Raw genomic sequence first — 16120 nt, 5'->3', positions numbered from 1 at the left:
GTGGCTTGGCAGCGGAGGGTCCGTACGAGGCGGCAGCAGGCGTGGGGGACGGTCGTGTGCGGGGTGCTGGCCGCCGGACTGTTCGCCCTCACCGGCTATATGGCCGGTTCGGCCGTCGGGCACCTCGGGCTGATGGGGCAGCCGCTGGCCATGCGGACCACGCACTGCTGGACGACCGCCCCCTCGACCACCTCGCGCGGCGGCACCACGGGCAGCGACTGGGACTGCACGGGGCAGGCGGCCTCCGGCGGCCGCACGCGCCGGATCACCGCGACCGGCTTCACGTCGTACCCCCTCTTCATGCCCGTGCAGGTGGCCCAGGAGCCCTGGGGGACCTGGGTGCCGGTCGACCAGGGCGGCTGGAACAGGGCGGGCCGCGCGCTCTCCCCGCTGATCCCGCTCGCGTTCGCGGTGGTGTTCGCCAAGTGGACGCAGATCAGCTACCGGGACTGGAGGAACTCCAGGCGGTTGCCGACGGGGTCCTGCGAGTAGAAGCGCAGATGGCCGGGGAGGCCGTCGTCCCAGGTCACCTCGGCGCCCTTGGCGGTGAGCCGGGCCGCGTAGGCCTCGATGTCCGTCACCCGCAGCCCGGGGTGGGCCTTCTTCGCCGGGCGGAAGTCCTCCTCGATGCCCAGGTGGAGCCGGACGGAGCCCGCCTCGAACCAGCAGCCCCCGCGGGCCGCGAGCACCGGCGGCTTCGGGATCTCCGTCATCCCCAGGACGTCGGCGTAGTACGCCCGCAGCGCGTCCTGCGACCCGGGCGGCGCCGCCAGCTGCACATGGTCGACCGCGACCAGCATCCTCAGGCCTCCTTCACGGCGACGGCGAACAGCCTGCGGAAGGGCAGGACGGTGCCGTACGGGGCGCTCGGGTAGGCCTGCCGCAGCAGGTCCCGGTACTCGGTGAGGAACGCGTCCCTGGCCTCGGGGTCGTCGGCGAGGGCGGTCAGGGCGGGCCGCAGTCCGGTGCCCTTCACCCAGTCCAGGACCGGGTCCTCGCCGGTGAGGACGTGGAAGTACGTCGTCTGCCACACGTCGGTCGCGCAGCCGAGGCGGGCGAGGCGGTCCAGGTAGTCGGCGGGGGTGAGCACGGAGTCGGTGTGGCGCAGGACGTCGGCGAGGCGGGACTTCCAGCGGGGTGTGCCGGCGAGTTCGCGCATCAGGGCGTGCAGCGGGGCGTCGATGTTGTCGGGCACCTGGAAGGCGAGGGCGCCGCCCGGTCCGAGGGCGGCGATCCAGTCGGCGAAGCGGTCGGCGTGCCCCGGCACCCACTGCAGGGTGGCGTTGGAGACGATCAGGTCGTGGGGCTCCTGGGGTGTCCAGGTACGGACGTCGGCGGGGGCGAAGTCCAGCCGGCCGCCTCCGGCGGTGGGGCCCTCGTGCTCGGTGTGGGCTGTGTCGAGCATCTCGGGCGAGTTGTCGTAGCCGGTGACGTGGGCGGCGGGCCAGCGCCGGGTGAGCAGGACGGTGACGTTGCCGGGGCCGCAGCCCAGGTCGGCGATGCGGGGCTGGTCGCCGCGCGGGTCGGGGATCCGGGCGAGGAGGTCGGTGAAGGGACGGGCCCGGTGACCGGCGTGCCGCAGGTACTGGCTGGGGTCCCAGAGTGGAGTTGTCATGTCTGCCACTTTCCCCGCCACTTATCTCGATGTCAAGAGACTTCATCTCAAGAAACTCGACTCCAAGAGACTTCATGTCGACACAACCACTACACTGATCTCCATGGAGGACGAGGTCGATCGGCTGGTCGCAGCGTGGCGCCGGGAGCGTCCGGACCTCGACGTGGAGCCGCTGGAAGTGCTCAGCCGGGTGAGCCGACTCGCCCGGCACCTGGACCGTGCACGCCGGCTCGCCTTCGCCGAGCATCAGCTGGAGCCCTGGGAGTTCGACGTGCTGACCGCGCTGCGGCGCGCGGGCACGCCGTACCAGCTCTCCCCCGGCCAGCTGCTGACCCAGACCCTGGTCACGTCGGGCACCATGACCAACCGCATCGACCGCCTGGCCAAGAAGGGCCTGGTGGAGCGGCTGCCCGACCCGAGCGACCGGCGGGGTGTGCTGGTGCGGCTGACCGACACCGGCCGGGACCGCGCGGACCAGGCACTCGCGGGCCTGCTGGAGCAGGAGCGGGCGATCCTCGCCGAGCTGTCCCGCGCCCAGCGCGCGGAACTCGCCGGCCTCCTACGCCAGTTGACCGCCCCGTTCGACAACATCCCCGGCTAGGTCGGCCGGCCCGACCCCCGCGCGGCGGGCGAGGGCGACGGCGGCCAGCGTCGAGTGGACGCCCAGCTTGCCGAGGACGTTCTGCATATGGGTGCGCACGGTGTGCGGGGACAGGAACAGCCGCTCGGCGACGGCCTTCCTGCCCAGCCCCGCGACCATGCAGCGCAGCACCTCCCGCTCGCGCGGGGTGAGCGACTCGACGAGCCGCTCGCTCTCGGTGCGGTGCCGGCGCGCGGCCGTCAGCTCTCTGAGCACGCCGGTGAGCAGGGCGGGCGGCAGATGGGTCTCGTCGCGCAGCACGCCACGGATCACCGACAGCAGCCGGGACAGCGAGCAGTCCTTGGCGACCCAGCCCGAGGCGCCGGCCTGCAGCGCGAGCGCCGCACGCCGGGGGTCGTCCTTCTCCGCCAGTACGACGCTGCGCACGCCGGGCTGTGCGGCCCGGACCCCCGCGACGAGCGAGATCCCGTCGACCAGCCCCTCCTCGTTGCCGTCCTGCACCGGCACGGGCGGGCGGGTGCCGGGCATGCCGGCGCCCAGGTCGGCGTCGACCAGGAGGACGTCGTAACGACGGCCCTCAGCGGCCGCCCGCTCCAGGCAGCGCAGCGCGGCGGGGCCGCTGCCGGCGGCGAAGACCTCGACGTCCGGCTCGGCGGCCAGCGCGGCGGCGAGCGACTCGGCGAAGATGCGGTGGTCGTCCACGACCAGGACTCGGATACGAACCACGTAACCCCCTTCCCCAGGCTCCGCGCGGAGCAGGGGACAACCAAGGTCCGGAAAGGGCCGCCCCGCGCGGGTACGGCATCCCACGGAAGGGACGCACGCCGCACGGCCGCCGCCGTCGCGGAACTGCTACCCCCACCGCGGGTGCCGCACCCGCCTGTCTCGCCCCCTGATCAGGCACCGGCCCCCACCGGTGCTGTTCCTCAGAGTACGGACGGGAGCACGCAGCGGAAGCGGATTTGCAGAACTGCCCGTCCGGCGTGTTTTTGGTGTGCCCTGTGTTTCGTATGGGGGCCTGTTATGTCCATCGCATGATCATCCAGCCGGGTTCGGCATGGACAGCCGCCGGTGGCGTAGGCGCGGGCGTCACCGGGGTGAAGGGCTCGGGCGCGGCCGGACGGCAACCCCCACTCCTACTGAGCGGTGCCGCCCGGCGGGTAGGCCGGCCGGGGCGGGATCCGGGGGGCGCGCGGGGCCTGCGGGGCGGGCGGAGGCGGCGGGGGTTCCGTCGGACACCGGGGGCGGGATGCCGGCGGCCGGGGGACGAGGGGCGGAGCCGGGGCCGGCGGGGGCGGTGGCGGCGGTTCGTCGTCCGCGAGCACGGGGCCGCCCGCTCGCAGCCGCTCGATGCTCCGCGCGGCCCGGCGGCGGGCCCGGGGATCGTCGTCGCGCCGGAAGACCAGCCGCACACTGAGCGGACCGCGGTACCCGAACGCGAGGCCCGCGCCGCGCGACTCCTCCGTGGCGATCAGCCGGTACCCGAGCGCATGCGCGATCTCCTCGGCACGAGCCTTCACGGACACCGGACCCCGGATCTCGACGTGCCCCCGCCCGTCGAACCGGGCCCGTATCTCGTCGTCCTCCATCAGACGTCAGTCCAGTTGGCGTGCCCCCGCCGACGGCACCGCCTCGAACGTGCGGGGGGTCGTGAAGCCCGCCGTCGCGAAGGCTTCCTCGATCGCCTTCGTGAGGGTGTCGACGTCCGTCGCCTCCGCCAGGACGATCGCCGAGCCGCCGAAGCCGCCACCGGTCATGCGCGCGCCGAGGGCGCCGTGCGCCAGGGCGGTGTCGACGACCAGGTCCAGTTCGGGGCAGGAGATCCTGAAGTCGTCGCGGAGGGAGGCGTGGCCCGCGGTGAGGACCGGGCCGATGGCGCGGGTGTCACCGGCGCGCAGGAGTCCCACCGTGCGCTCCACCCGCTCGTCCTCGGTGACGACGTGCCGGACCAGACGGACGATCTCCTCCTCGTCGCCCAGCCGCCGCAGCGCCTCGTCCAGCTCGGCGTACGGAACGTCCCGCAGGGCGTCGACGCCGAGCAGGGCCGCGCCCTTCTCGCAGCCGGCCCGGCGCCTGCCGTACTCGCCGCCGCTGTGCGCGTGCTTGACCTGGGTGTCCACGACGAGCAGGCGCAGACCCTCGGCCGCGAGGTCGAAGGGAATCTGCTGCTGGGACAGGTCACGGGTGTCCAGGAACAGCGCGTGGCCCTGCTCGCAACAGGCGGACGCCGTCTGGTCCATGATGCCGGTGGGTGCGCCGACGTAGACGTTCTCGGCGCGCTGGCACAGCCGGGCCAGCCTCCAGCGCTGCAGACCGAGTCCGTACAGGTCGTTCAGCGCCAGGGCGACCACGACCTCCAGCGCGGCGGACGAGGACAGGCCGGCGCCCGTCGGGACCGTGGAGGCGAGGTGGACGTCGGCTCCGGTGATCGCGTGGCCCGCCTCGCGCAGCGCCCAGACCACGCCCGCCGGGTACGCCGTCCAGCCGTCGTCGCCCTGCGGTGTGAGCGCGTCCAGCGACAGCTCCACGACCGCGCCCTCGACGTCCGCCGAGTGCAGGCGCAGGATCCCGTCGGTGCGGCGGGAGACCGCCGCGATCGCCTGGTGCGGCAGCGCGAACGGCATGACGAAGCCGTCGTTGTAGTCGGTGTGCTCGCCGATCAGGTTGACCCGGCCCGGCGCCGCCCAGACGCCCTCCGGCTCGGTCCCGTACAGCTCGGTGAAGCGCTCCGCGACCTGCTGTGCCCCCACTAGTGCTCCCTTGTGATGCTCTGCGCGAACTCCCACGCGTCCGCGACGATGCCCGCGAGATCCGCGCGGGTCGGGTTCCAGCCCAGTTTCTCGCGGGCCGCCTTCGCCGAGGCGACCAGCACCGCGGGGTCGCCGCCCCGGCGCGGGGCCGTGATCTCGGGGATCGGATGGCCGGTGACCTGACGGACGGTCTCGATGACCTGGCGGACGGAGAAGCCCTCGCCGTTGCCGAGGTTGCAGATCAGGTGCTCGCCCGGCCGCGCGGCCGTCAGGGCCAGCAGGTGGGCGTCCGCCAGGTCCGCGACGTGGATGTAGTCGCGGACGCAGGTGCCGTCGGGGGTCGGGTAGTCGTCGCCGTAGACGGAGATCGCGTCGCGGCGGCCCTGGGCGACCTGGAGGACCAGCGGGATGAGGTGGGACTCGGGGTCGTGGCGCTCGCCGCAGGTGCCGTAGGCGCCGGCCACGTTGAAGTAGCGCAGCGAGACCGCGGCCAGGCCGTGGGCGTTCGCCTCGCTGGTGATCATGTGGTCGACGGCCAGCTTGGAGGCGCCGTAGGGGTTGGTCGGCTTCGTCGGGGCGCTCTCCACGATCGGGATCTGCTCCGGCTCGCCGTAGGTCGCCGCCGTGGAGGAGAAGACGAGCGTGCGGACGTTCGCCTCGCGCATCGCGCCGAGCAGGGCCATGGATCCGGCGACGTTGTTGTCCCAGTACTTCTCCGGCTTCACCACCGACTCGCCGACCTGCGAGGACGCGGCGAAGTGGAGCACGCCGTCGTAGGAGGGGTCCAGCCACTTGGCGGCGTCGCGGATGTCGCCCTCGACGAACGCGGCACCGGCGGGTACGCCCGCGCGGAAGCCGGTGGAGAGGTTGTCGAGGACGGTGACCTCGTGGCCGGCCTCCAGCAGATGCTGGGCCACGACACTGCCGACGTAACCCGCGCCACCCGTCACCAGGTACTTCATGAACTCGCTACCTCTCGCAGTCGCTCGGCCGCGCGCTCCGGCGGCACGTCGTTGATGAACACGTTCATGCCGGACTCGGAACCCGCGAGAAACTTCAGCTTGCCGGAAGTGCGGCGGATGGTGAAAAGCTCGAGGTGCAGCGCGAAGTCGTCCCGTGTGACGCCGTCGAACTCCTCCAGCGCGCCGAACGGGGCCTGGTGCCAGCCCGCGATGTACGGCGTCGGAGGCTCACCGGTGCCGAAGATCCGGTCGAAGCGCCTCAAGAGTTCCAGATAGACCTGGGGGAACTCTGTGCGCGCGGCCTCGTCCAGCGCGAGCAGGTCGGGGACACGGCGCTTCGGGTACAGGTGGACCTCGTACGGCCAGTGTGCCGCGTACGGCACGAACGCGACCCAGTGTTCACCCTCAAGGACGACCCGCTCCCCGGCGCGTTCCCGCTCCAGGACGGCGTCGAAGAGGTTCTCGCCGCCGGTGGCCTCCTTGTGCGCGGCGAGCGAGCGGAGCATCAGCGCGGTGCGCGGGGTGGTGAAGGGGTAGGCGTAGATCTGCCCGTGCGGGTGGCCCAGGGTCACGCCGATCTCGGCACCGCGGTTCTCGAAACAGAAGACCTGCTCGACGGCGGGCAGGTGCGACAGCTCCGACGTGCGGTCCGTCCACGCGTCGAGCACCAGGCGCGCCTGCTCGACGCTCAGGTCCGCGAAGGAGGCGTCGTGGTCGGACGTGAAGCAGACGACCTCGCAGCGGCCGGAGTCGCCGGCGAGCGAGGGGAACCGGTTCTCGAAGACGACGACGTCGTACGACGAGTCCGGGATCTCGCTGAGCCGCTCGCCCAGCGTCGGGCACAGAGGGCACTCGTCGGCCGGCGGATGATACGTGCGGCCCTGGCGGTGGGAGGCGACGGCGACCGAGTCGCCGAGCAGCACGTCGCGGCGGATCTCGGACGTGGTGACCGTGCGGTCCAGGGGACGGCGGTCGACGGCGTCGCGCACGGCGTCGTCCCGCAGGTCGTAGTAGATCAGCTCACGGCCGTCGGCCAGCCGTGTCGAGGTCTTCTTCAACGCCGGACTCCTCTACGCCCCCCACACCCAACCACTCAACACAATCAAACATAACAGACCACAACTCGACAACAGCCGGGATCATCACAATCAAACAAAGAACACCAACAGAACTGTTCAATTACTGAACGCGGAGACGTAGGTTCCGCTCTGGATCAGTTCGCGCAACGAAGCGAGTTCTCATGCAAACCCCCACAGACAGCCCCCTGTATCTGGCGGCGCAGCTACGGCTCCCCACCAACTGGCTGGACTACACGATCCTGGCGATCTACTTCGTCGTCGTCCTCGGCATCGGCTTCGCGGCCCGCCGCTCGGTGAAGACCAGCCTGGACTTCTTCCTCTCCGGACGCTCGCTGCCCGCCTGGATCACCGGCCTCGCCTTCATCTCGGCGAACCTGGCGGCCACCGAGATCCTGGGCATGGCCGCGAACAGCGCCCAGTACGGCGCCTACACCGTGCACTGGTACTGGATCGGCGCCATCCCCGCCATGGTCTTCCTGGGCCTGGTGATGATGCCCTTCTACTACGGCAGCAAGGTCCGCTCGGTCCCCGAGTTCCTGCTGCTGCGCTTCGACCGGGCCGCCCACCTGCTCAGTTCGATCCTGTTCGCGTTCGCCGCCATCCTGATCGCGGGCGTCAACCTCTACGCCCTCGCGATCGTCGTCGAGGCCCTGCTCGGCTGGCCGCAGTGGGTGGCGATCGTGGTGGCCGGCGCGTTCGTGCTGGCGTACATCACCCTCGGCGGCCTGTCCTCGGCGATCTACAACGAGGTGCTGCAGTTCTTCGTGATCCTCGCGGCCCTCATCCCGATCGTCGTGCTGGGCCTGAAGAAGGTCGGCGGCTGGGGCGGCCTGACCGACAAGCTGACCGCCACCCACGGCGCGAACTTCACCACCGCCTGGGGCGGCACCGGCATCGGCAGCGTCAACCCGCTCGGCGCCAACTGGCTGACGATCGTCCTGGGCCTGGGCTTCGTCCTCTCCTTCGGCTACTGGACGACCAACTTCGCCGAGGTGCAGCGCGCCCTGTCCGCGAAGAACCTCTCCGCCGGGCAGCGGACCCCGCTGATCGCCGCCTACCCGAAGATCTTCATCGTCTTCCTGGTGATGATCCCGGGCCTGGTCGCCGCCGCGCTCATCCCGAAGTTCGGCACGCCGGCCTCCGGCTACCAGTACAACGACGCCATCCCGTACCTGATGCAGGAACTGCTGCCCAACGGCGTGCTCGGCATCGCCGTCACCGGACTGCTGGCGGCCTTCATGGCGGGCATGGCGGCGAACGTGTCGTCCTTCAACACCGTCTTCACGAACGACATCTGGGCGAAGTACGTGGTGCGGGGCCGCGAGGACGCGTACTACGTCCGCTTCGGCCGCCTGATCACCGCGATCGGCGTGGCCGCCTCCGTCGGCACGGCGTTCCTGGCGTCCTCGTTCTCGAACATCATGGCCTACCTGCAGACGCTGTTCTCCTTCTTCAACGTGCCGATGTTCGTCGTCTTCATCGTCGGCATGTTCTGGAAGCGCGCGTCCGCCAAGTCCGGCTTCTGGGGCCTGCTCGCGGGCACCGTGACCGCGATGGTCAACTACTTCGTCCTCTACAAGAGGGGCATCATCTCGATCCCCTCCGACCAGGGCGCCAACTTCGTCTCCGCGATCGCGGGCTTCGTCGCCGGCGCGGTCGTCATGTTCGCCGTGTCCCTGTTCACCAGGCCGAAGCCGGAGGCGGAGCTGCGGGGCCTGGTCTACGGCACCCGCTCCCCCGGCATGTCCGAGCCGCCCGCCGCGGGTGACGACGCCTGGTACCGCAAGCCGGCCCTGCTGGGCTGGGGCGCGGTCGTCATCGCCGCCGCCTGCTACATCCCGTTCTCGTTCTGACGCGGAAGGACCGAGGAACCATGAGCGACAACTCCGAGCACTCCGACCGCCGTCACGAGGGCTTCCACTACAGCGAGGAGGACGTCCAGCGGGAAGTCACCGAGCTGGAGGGCAAGTCCGCGACCGCGGCCCGCATCTTCGACCTGCGCCGCATCATCGGCGGCCTGTTCGTGGTCTACGGCGTCATCGTCCTGATCACCGGCATCACCGACTCCCGGGCCGCCATCGACAAGGCCCAGGGCGTCAACATCAACCTCTGGACCGGGCTCGGGATGCTCCTGCTGGGCATCTTCTTCCTGGCCTGGCTGAAGCTCAGGCCCACTCCGCCGCCGCTTCCTCCGGAGGGGCTGCCGGAGGAGAGGCAGGGGGACTGAGGCACCGTTCCCGTCCGCGGGTGCGCGGGGGCTGTTCGCACGGCTCTCCGCGCCCCCGGGCGCCCTACTCGGATCCGGAGGCGAGCGGCCCCGCCCGGTCCAGCAATCCCGTCCGGGCGGCCAGCGCCGCCGCCTCCAGCCGTGACCCCACCCCCAGCTTCATCAGCACCCGCTGCACATGCGTGCGAGCCGTACTCGGTGCGATCCCCATCCCGGCCGCGATCAGCCGGGTGTCCTCCCCGTCGGCCACCCGCACCAGCACCTCCACCTCCCGCGGCGTCAGCACCGACAGCAACCGCTGGGCCTCGTCGTCGGGCTGCGCGGCGGGGTTGAGCAGTTCCCCGAACGCCCCCTGGAGCAACTGCGGAGCCACCGCCGCCTCGCCCGCCCGCGCCTTCATGATCGCCCGCTCGACGCCCTCGATCCGCTCGTCGTGCCGTACGTACCCCGACGCGCCGGCCGCGAAGGCCGCCGCGATCCCGCGCGGCGACGGCACCGGGCCGAGTACCAGTACCGCCACCTGCGGCCGCTCCCGCTTGATCTTCACCACCGGGTCGAACGCGCCCGGTTCGGCCGGCGCCGCCGTACCCAGCAGGCACACCTCCGGCGCCCGCGCGATCACCAGGTCCGCCGCACCCGCGGCCGGCGCCGCCGCGGCCAGCACCCGGTGCCCGCGCAGCTTGAGCGCCGACGCCAGCGCCTCCGCGAGCAGGCGATGGTCGTCGACGACCATGAGCCGCACTCCCATAGAGCAACCCCCCAGTCCCCCCCATGGATGCCCCACTATGGACGCCCACCGGTCCGCAAGGACAGAGGGCCCCCCGGCACCTCCGCCCTCCATATGCCCCCGGAAGCTACACGCTTGTTCGACGGCGCGCTGCCCCTCTTGATGAGAAGTGCCCCGGATCGATGAAATCCGGGGCACTTCTCGGTAAGTCACCCATTCGGGCGAGACTCGCCACTGCGGCGCGGCGGCGTCAGCCGCCCACGCCGAAGGCCAGCACCAGGTCCTCCGTGCCCATCGACGACGTTCCCTTCCGGCGGGCGAAGACCTGCGACATGTACAGGCGGCCGTCGCGGAAGAGGAGCTCCTGGCTGTCGGGCAGGATGTTGTCCTCCGCCTCCCGCACGCTCTTCGTGTCGGGGTTCGCCAGCAGCTTGGTCGTCTTGAAGCTGCCGCCGTCGATACTGACGATCTGGCCGCCCGCCTTGTACGTCGGCCGCTTGTAGGCGATCACGTTGCTCCCGTCCATGCGAAGCGGGGTGAGCGTGGTGTCGTCGCCCGCCTCGGCGCGCTGGCCGGTCGGCTTCCCGGTGGCGAGGTCGAAGGCGACGACCTCGTTCGTCTCGCTGAGGGAGGAGGAACCCTCGTGCTCCGCGGTCGGCAGATACAGCTTGCCGTTCCCGACCACGATCCCGTGGCAGTCCTCGACGCGGGTGATGCCGTCGCACTTGCCGGCGTAGGTGTCCGACGACGCGGAGATGTGGGCGAGCAGCTTGCCCGTCCTGTTGTCGATGGAGAAGTAGTCCGAGACCTCGGTGCTGTCGCCCACGGCGGCGGCCACCACCAGCGGGTCGGTGGAGACGACGGAGGCTTCGTCGATGCCCTGGTCCATCTTGTACTCGGAGAGCACCTTCCCCGTCTTCGGGTCGAGGGTCTGGATGAGCAGCCGCGCGTTGTCGACGTCCCCGCAGCTGCGCACCGCGACCAGCTTGGCGCCACCGCCGTACCCCGCGTCGTAGCAGTCGTCGCCCGGCTTCGGCAGCCACAGCGGCTTGCCGGAGTCGATGTCGAAGGCGGCACCGCCGTCGCTGTCGCCGACCGCGACGGTGCGCTGACCGACCGTCACGTTCTGGTAGTTGACCGGGTAGTCACCGGACTTGACCGTCTTCGTCCACAGCTTCGTACCGGCGTCGAGATCGATCGCGGCGATCTGCGTGCACCCGGCGAAGTGGTCCTTCGTGTCCCACTTCGGCTGGTAGGTGATCGCGGTCCTGCCGTCGGACGTGGCCTGCTTGCTGGCCGCGCAGACGGGGCCGGGCAGCTTGATCGTCCACAGCCTGGTGCCCTTGACCGGGTCGTAGCCGACGATCTCGGCGACGCCGCTCTTGGCGTACACCTTGTCGGTCAGCCAGGAACCGACGGTGCTCGTCACGTCGTCCGTGGTGGGCAGCGGAACCTGGAACAGCACCTTGGACGCGGGGTCGGCCGGCACCTTCTCCTTGCCGCCGCCCCCGGTACCGCCGCTGCCCTTGTCGCCGCCGGAGGACGTGGTGGCGTGCTTCTTGCCGTTGTCCCCGGAGGAGTTGGCGTACCAGATGCCGCCGACGACGATCAGCGCGATGGCGACGACCGCCGCGACGACGATGAACAGCACCGTGTTGTTCCGCCCGCCGCCGCCCTGTGCGGGCTGCGGCTGCATCGGCACGGTCGGCGGCTGGCCCGGATAGCCGTAGCCCGGCTGCGGGGCCTGCGCGTAGGGGTTGTGCTGCTGGCCGCCGTAGGGAGCGGCGGGCGGCTGGCCGTAGGCCGGGGGCTGCTGGCCGTAGGGGTTCTGCTGGGCCCCCGGGTAGCCGTAGCCGGGCTGCGGCTGGGGCTGCTGGGGGGCGGGCGCGGCCTGCGGGTAGCCGTAGCCGGGCTGCGGCTGCGGCGGCTGGTGAGGGGCCTGGGGTGGCTGCTGCGGCGGACTCGGGGGGCCGAAACCGCCCTGCTGCGGGGGCTGGTTCGGCGGCGGAGGGGGCGGCTGGGTCATGACGGGGGTACCTCGGAAGGGCTCGGAAGCCGGACGGCGAAGACGGACGGCGAAGGGGTACGGGGAGGAGAACCCCGCACGGACGGGGAGGAAGCCGGGACGGCGGCTCAGTTGCCGAAGGCCATGATCAGCTTCTCCTTCGACTGGTCACTGCCGGACAACCGGCCCGTGGAGAGGAAGAACCGCCCGTCGGCCCAGTCCACGACGCTGTCGAAGAAGGTGCTCTCGATCTCGGCCGTGCCGTGCGGGTTCTGCAGCAGCCTGGTGGTCCGGTGGGACGAACCGGCCACCGGGATCGACACCACCTGGCCGCCCGCGTCGTACGACGGCTGCACGTACGCGACGAGCTTGCCGCCCTCGACCTTGATCGGGTACATCGGCTCGTCGGCCGGGGACTTGGCCCGCCACTCGGCCTTGCCGGTGGTGAGGCTGATGGCGACGATCTCGTTGGCGCTGCTCGTGGTGTCCGTCGGCAGGTACAGCGTGCCGGCGTCGGCCGCGACGCCCTGGCAGCCCTGCAGGTCCCGGTCGAGGAAGCCGCAGTGCGGGGCGAACTTCTCGTCGACCTTCACCTCGGAGCGGAACTTGCCGTCCTTGGTGAACGTGGAGATGTTCCAGGCCTTCTTGTCCGGGTTGGTCAGGTACACCACGAGCGGGTCCAGGGAGTACACCTTGGTCACCTCCCAGCCCTTCTTGACCGGCTGGCTCCACTTGACCCTGCCGGTGGCCGGGTCCAGTTCCTGGATCTCGTCGTGCTCGTTGGGCGCGTACGCGGCGCAGGAGGACGCCTGGATCAGCCGTCCGGCGCCGCCCGCGTAACCGTTGGGCGAGCAGGAGCCGCTGTAATCCCCCTTCTCGTACAGCTTCTTGCCGCTGTCGATGTCGTACGCCGTGCCCGACCCCACGCGCCCCACCATGAGCGTCCTGCCGCTGATGGTCAGGTTGATCTCGACCTGGATGTCGAACGCGCCGTGGTGGTCGAGCTTGCCGCTCCAGCCCTTCCGGCCGGTGTCCAGGTCGATCTGCTGCAGCTGGTTGCACACGGCCTTGTCGCCCGCGCCGCTCATGTACGCGACGACGACCTTGTCGTCGGCCGACTTCTGCGGGGTGACCGCGCAGATCTTCTGCGGGAAGGTGACCGGGTCCCAGGCCGGCTTGCCGTCGCCGACGCCGTAGGCGAAGACCTGCTTGTACGCCGCCTTCACCGCCGCCTTGTCCGTCACCCACATGCCGGGCGCGTCGGCGCCGGAACCGGGGGCGTCCGGCGCCGACCGGTACCAGAGCACCTTCGCCTCGCCCGGCTGCCGGCCCTCGTTGAGGTTCTCCGGGTCGTCGCCGCCGCTGGACGCGCTGGGCGAGGCGGACGAGGGGTGCTTGGGGTCGGCGCTCTGCTGGGCGACGGGCTTCTTCCCGCCGCCGCCGTCGCCGCTCGTGACCACGTACACCGCGCCGCCTATGACCAGCAGCGCGGCCGCCGCGGCACCGATGATCAGCGCGGTCTTCTTCCCGGAGGCCGGCGTGCCGCCGGGCGCCGTGCCGGGCGCACCCGGGTACGGCGGCTGCTGCGGGTGTCCGAAACCGGGCTGGGGCGCCGCCCCGTAGGGGCCCGGCTGCTGCGGATAGCCATAGGGGCCCGGGGTGCCGTACGGGCCCGGCTGCTGGGGGTAGCCGTAGCCGGGCTGGGGCTGCTGCGGCGGAGCGGCGGGCGGCTGGGCCGGCGGTGGGGGCACGGGGGGTACGCCGGGCGCGGCGGGAGTGCCGTGGGGGACTGGCGGGGTGCTCGGCGGGGCGCCGAAACCGCCCTGCGCCGGTGGCGTCTGCGGGGCGCCGAAGCCGCCGCCCTGCGGTGACTGGTCCTGCGGCGCTCCGAATCCGCCGTGCGGCGGCTGGTTGGGCGGCTGGGTCATCAGCGCTCTTCCCCCTCGTTCACTGATTTTTAGCCACGCCCTGAGGGTTCTTGACGGACCCTGGGTCGTTACTCAGACAGTTCTCAGACGGCCCTTTCTATCACCCGGCACAGACAGCACACGGGGCCGCGTCCTCCCCTGTTCCCAAGGGAGGACCGGCCCGTGATGCCGCCGTTATGCGCCTTCACGCCCCCTTCACGCGCCGCACGCAACCTGGCTGATTCACGCCTGAGCGCCGGTCACCGGAGTCACGCGTCCTCCGCCAACTCCAGCCAGCGCATCTCCAGTTCCTCGCGTTCGGCGGCGAGGTCGCGCAACTGGGCGTCCAGATCGGCGACCTTCGCGAAGTCGGTGGCGTTCTCGGCGATCTGGGCGTGCAGCTTGGTCTCCTTCTCGGAAACCTTGTCCAACTGGCGCTCGATCTTCTGGAGTTCCTTCTTGGCGGCGCGCTGGTCGGCGGCGCTCTTCTCCGCGGTGGCCGGCTTGGGCGCCGCGGCGGCGGCCTGTGCGGCGACCGCCTCCTCCATGCGCCGGCGCCGCTCCAGGTACTCGTCGATGCCGCGCGGCAGCATCCGCAGGGCGCCGTCGCCGAGGAGTGCGAACACCCGGTCCGTGGTGCGCTCGACGAAGAACCGGTCGTGGGAGATGACGATCATCGAGCCGGGCCAGCCGTCGAGGACGTCCTCGAGCTGGGTGAGCGTCTCGATGTCGAGGTCGTTGGTGGGCTCGTCCAGGAAGAGGACGTTGGGCTCGTCCATGAGGAGGCGCAGCAGCTGCAGCCGCCGCCGCTCACCACCCGACAGGTCCCCCACCGGCGTCCACTGCTTCTCCTTGCTGAAGCCGAACGTCTCGCACAGCTGCCCGGCGGTCATCTCGCGCCCCTTGCCGAGGTCGACGCGCTCGCGGACCTGCTGCACGGCCTCCAGCACCCGCCAGGCGGGGTTGAGTTCGGCGACCTCCTGGGAGAGGTAGGCGAGCTTGACGGTCCTGCCGACGGCGACGCGCCCGCCGGCCGGCTGCTGCTCGCCCTCCGTGCGCGCGGCCTCGGCCATCGCCCGCAGCAGCGAGGTCTTCCCGGCGCCGTTGACGCCGACGAGACCGATCCGGTCGCCCGGCCCGAGCTGCCAGGTGACGTGCTTGAGCAGCACCTTCGGGCCGGCCTGCACGGTGACGTCCTCGAGGTCGAAGACGGTCTTGCCGAGCCGCGAGGAGGCGAACTTCATCAGCTCGGAGCTGTCCCGGGGCGGCGGCACGTCCGCGATCAGCTCGTTGGCGGCCTCGACCCGGAAGCGCGGCTTGGAGGTGCGCGCGGGGGCGCCGCGCCGCAGCCAGGCCAGCTCCTTGCGGATCAGGTTCTGCCGCTTGGCCTCCTCGGTGGCCGCGATCCGCTCCCGCTCGGCACGCGCGAACACGTAGTCCGAGTAGCCGCCCTCGTACTCGTACACGTCACCGCGCTGCACGTCCCACATGCGCGTGCACACCTGGTCCAGGAACCACCGGTCGTGGGTCACGCACACCAGCGCCGAACGCCGGTTCTGCAGGTGCTGGGCGAGCCAGGCGATGCCCTCGACGTCGAGGTGGTTGGTGGGCTCGTCGAGGACGAGCAGGTCCTGTTCCTCGATGAGCAGCTTGGCGAGCGCGATACGGCGCCGCTCGCCACCGGACAGCGGCCCGATGACGGTGTCGAGCCCCTTGGGGAAGCCCGGCAGGTCCAGCCCCCCGAACAGCCCGGTCAGCACGTCCCTGACCTTGGCGTTGCCGGCCCACTCGTGGTCCGCCATGTCACCGATGACCTCGTGCCGGACGGTGGCCTCGGGGTCGAGGGAGTCGTGCTGGGTGAGCACGCCGAGCCGCAGCCCCCCGGAGTGCGTGACCCGCCCGGTGTCGGCCTCCTCCAGCTTGGCGAGCATCCGGATGAGGGTGGTCTTGCCGTCGCCGTTGCGCCCGACGACCCCGATCCTGTCTCCTTCCGACACACCGAGCGAGACGCCGTCCAGCAGGGCACGGGTGCCGTACACCTTGCTGACGTTCTCGACATTGACCAGGTTGACGGCCATTTCACTCCTGTGCGCGGGGCTGTGTCGACATGCGGCTCAGCCGCGGGGGTCAGCCTTCTAGCGTAGGGCCTCGGGGGTGACGAGCGGGGCGCGAGGGGGTTGTCACTCTTTGTGATGACGTGATCGGGAACAGGTCGCTACCGTGGAGGACAGGCAGCAGGATCCCGTC

General features: G+C 71.1%; 15 protein-coding genes. 4 read left to right on the top strand and 11 right to left on the bottom strand.

Annotated elements, in window-relative coordinates:
- Entirely contained in the window at positions 1-492 is a 492-nt protein-coding gene (locus tag ACZ7HQ_RS21180; RefSeq protein ID WP_470991868.1) for a hypothetical protein, read from the top strand.
- On the opposite strand, the gene ACZ7HQ_RS21175 is transcribed toward ACZ7HQ_RS21180, so the two are convergent.
- Both ACZ7HQ_RS21175 and ACZ7HQ_RS21170 read right to left on the bottom strand, forming a co-directional pair.
- Positions 441-800: a VOC family protein gene (locus ACZ7HQ_RS21175; RefSeq protein ID WP_470991865.1), complete on the bottom strand. Its 360-nt coding sequence runs from the start codon at positions 798-800 to the stop codon at positions 441-443. The genes ACZ7HQ_RS21180 and ACZ7HQ_RS21175 overlap by 52 nt on opposite strands.
- Before the next feature lie 2 nt (positions 801-802).
- Positions 803-1615 carry a trans-aconitate 2-methyltransferase gene (locus tag ACZ7HQ_RS21170; protein ID WP_470991863.1) on the bottom strand — a complete coding sequence of 271 codons (813 nt, stop codon included), beginning with the start codon at positions 1613-1615 and terminating at the stop codon, positions 803-805.
- Positions 1616-1718: 103 nt separating this feature from the next.
- Between ACZ7HQ_RS21170 and tamR the strand changes: the two genes are divergently transcribed.
- Complete coding sequence (gene tamR, locus ACZ7HQ_RS21165) at positions 1719-2216, top strand: MarR family transcriptional regulator TamR (RefSeq protein ID WP_069780386.1); 498 nt, start codon at positions 1719-1721, stop codon at positions 2214-2216.
- Here the strand turns inward: tamR and ACZ7HQ_RS21160 are convergent.
- The 5 genes from ACZ7HQ_RS21160 to galT all read right to left on the bottom strand — a co-directional run bounded on the left by ACZ7HQ_RS21160 (position 2175) and on the right by galT (position 6986).
- Positions 2175-2942 (bottom strand): LuxR C-terminal-related transcriptional regulator, encoded by a 768-nt coding sequence (locus ACZ7HQ_RS21160; protein ID WP_470991860.1) that lies wholly within the window; start codon positions 2940-2942, stop codon positions 2175-2177. The two genes, tamR and ACZ7HQ_RS21160, sit on opposite strands and share 42 nt — an antisense overlap.
- 410 nt (positions 2943-3352) lie before the next feature.
- On the bottom strand, positions 3353-3805 hold the full coding sequence (locus ACZ7HQ_RS21155) for a hypothetical protein (protein WP_470991857.1): 453 nt from the start codon (positions 3803-3805) through the stop codon (positions 3353-3355).
- Between the two features lie 6 nt (positions 3806-3811).
- Complete coding sequence (gene galK, locus ACZ7HQ_RS21150; RefSeq protein WP_470991854.1) at positions 3812-4966, bottom strand: galactokinase; 1155 nt, start codon at positions 4964-4966, stop codon at positions 3812-3814.
- Complete coding sequence (gene galE, locus ACZ7HQ_RS21145; RefSeq protein ID WP_470991851.1) at positions 4966-5928, bottom strand: UDP-glucose 4-epimerase GalE; 963 nt, start codon at positions 5926-5928, stop codon at positions 4966-4968. Before galE ends, galK begins: the two co-directional genes overlap by 1 nt.
- The gene (galT, locus tag ACZ7HQ_RS21140) at positions 5925-6986 is read right to left on the bottom strand and encodes a galactose-1-phosphate uridylyltransferase (protein ID WP_470991848.1); all 1062 of its coding nucleotides are present in this window, start codon (positions 6984-6986) and stop codon (positions 5925-5927) included. Before galT ends, galE begins: the two co-directional genes overlap by 4 nt.
- A gap of 182 nt (positions 6987-7168) precedes the next feature.
- Between galT and ACZ7HQ_RS21135 the strand changes: the two genes are divergently transcribed.
- Positions 7169-8860, top strand: coding sequence for a sodium:solute symporter family protein (locus ACZ7HQ_RS21135; RefSeq protein WP_470991845.1), 1692 nt, complete (start codon positions 7169-7171; stop codon positions 8858-8860).
- Positions 8861-8880: 20 nt separating this feature from the next.
- Entirely contained in the window at positions 8881-9234 is a 354-nt protein-coding gene (locus tag ACZ7HQ_RS21130) for a hypothetical protein (RefSeq protein WP_470991842.1), read from the top strand.
- Between the two features lie 64 nt (positions 9235-9298).
- Here ACZ7HQ_RS21130 and ACZ7HQ_RS21125 read toward each other — a convergent pair whose 3' ends face one another.
- The 4 genes from ACZ7HQ_RS21125 to ACZ7HQ_RS21110 all read right to left on the bottom strand — a co-directional run bounded on the left by ACZ7HQ_RS21125 (position 9299) and on the right by ACZ7HQ_RS21110 (position 15951).
- Positions 9299-9982, bottom strand: a complete 684-nt coding sequence (locus tag ACZ7HQ_RS21125) for a helix-turn-helix transcriptional regulator (RefSeq protein WP_470991839.1) — start codon at positions 9980-9982, stop codon at positions 9299-9301.
- A gap of 229 nt (positions 9983-10211) precedes the next feature.
- The gene (locus ACZ7HQ_RS21120) at positions 10212-11987 is read right to left on the bottom strand and encodes an outer membrane protein assembly factor BamB family protein (protein WP_470991836.1); all 1776 of its coding nucleotides are present in this window, start codon (positions 11985-11987) and stop codon (positions 10212-10214) included.
- 107 nt (positions 11988-12094) lie between these two features.
- Positions 12095-13894 carry an outer membrane protein assembly factor BamB family protein gene (locus ACZ7HQ_RS21115; protein WP_470991833.1) on the bottom strand — a complete coding sequence of 600 codons (1800 nt, stop codon included), beginning with the start codon at positions 13892-13894 and terminating at the stop codon, positions 12095-12097.
- Positions 13895-14142: 248 nt separating this feature from the next.
- Positions 14143-15951 (bottom strand): ABC-F family ATP-binding cassette domain-containing protein, encoded by a 1809-nt coding sequence (locus ACZ7HQ_RS21110; protein WP_470991831.1) that lies wholly within the window; start codon positions 15949-15951, stop codon positions 14143-14145.
- Between the last annotated feature and the right edge of the window lie 169 nt (positions 15952-16120).

The organism is Streptomyces sp. NPDC037290, from assembly GCF_055603245.1.
This window is presented reverse-complemented; position numbering and strand designations above follow the sequence as displayed.

What these genes read in the sequence shown, in the direction of transcription:
- ACZ7HQ_RS21175 (WP_470991865.1), bottom strand. Translation starts at nt 800, where the DNA reads ATGCTGGTCGCGGTCGACCATGTGCAGCTGGCGGCGCCGCCCGGGTCG.
- ACZ7HQ_RS21170 (WP_470991863.1), bottom strand. Translation starts at nt 1,615, where the DNA reads ATGACAACTCCACTCTGGGACCCCAGCCAGTACCTGCGGCACGCCGGT.
- tamR (WP_069780386.1), top strand. Translation starts at nt 1,719, where the DNA reads ATGGAGGACGAGGTCGATCGGCTGGTCGCAGCGTGGCGCCGGGAGCGT.
- ACZ7HQ_RS21155 (WP_470991857.1), bottom strand. Translation starts at nt 3,805, where the DNA reads ATGGAGGACGACGAGATACGGGCCCGGTTCGACGGGCGGGGGCACGTC.
- galE (WP_470991851.1), bottom strand. Translation starts at nt 5,928, where the DNA reads ATGAAGTACCTGGTGACGGGTGGCGCGGGTTACGTCGGCAGTGTCGTG.
- ACZ7HQ_RS21135 (WP_470991845.1), top strand. Translation starts at nt 7,169, where the DNA reads ATGCAAACCCCCACAGACAGCCCCCTGTATCTGGCGGCGCAGCTACGG.
- ACZ7HQ_RS21130 (WP_470991842.1), top strand. Translation starts at nt 8,881, where the DNA reads ATGAGCGACAACTCCGAGCACTCCGACCGCCGTCACGAGGGCTTCCAC.
- ACZ7HQ_RS21125 (WP_470991839.1), bottom strand. Translation starts at nt 9,982, where the DNA reads ATGGGAGTGCGGCTCATGGTCGTCGACGACCATCGCCTGCTCGCGGAG.
- ACZ7HQ_RS21120 (WP_470991836.1), bottom strand. Translation starts at nt 11,987, where the DNA reads ATGACCCAGCCGCCCCCTCCGCCGCCGAACCAGCCCCCGCAGCAGGGC.
- ACZ7HQ_RS21115 (WP_470991833.1), bottom strand. Translation starts at nt 13,894, where the DNA reads ATGACCCAGCCGCCCAACCAGCCGCCGCACGGCGGATTCGGAGCGCCG.
- ACZ7HQ_RS21110 (WP_470991831.1), bottom strand. Translation starts at nt 15,951, where the DNA reads ATGGCCGTCAACCTGGTCAATGTCGAGAACGTCAGCAAGGTGTACGGC.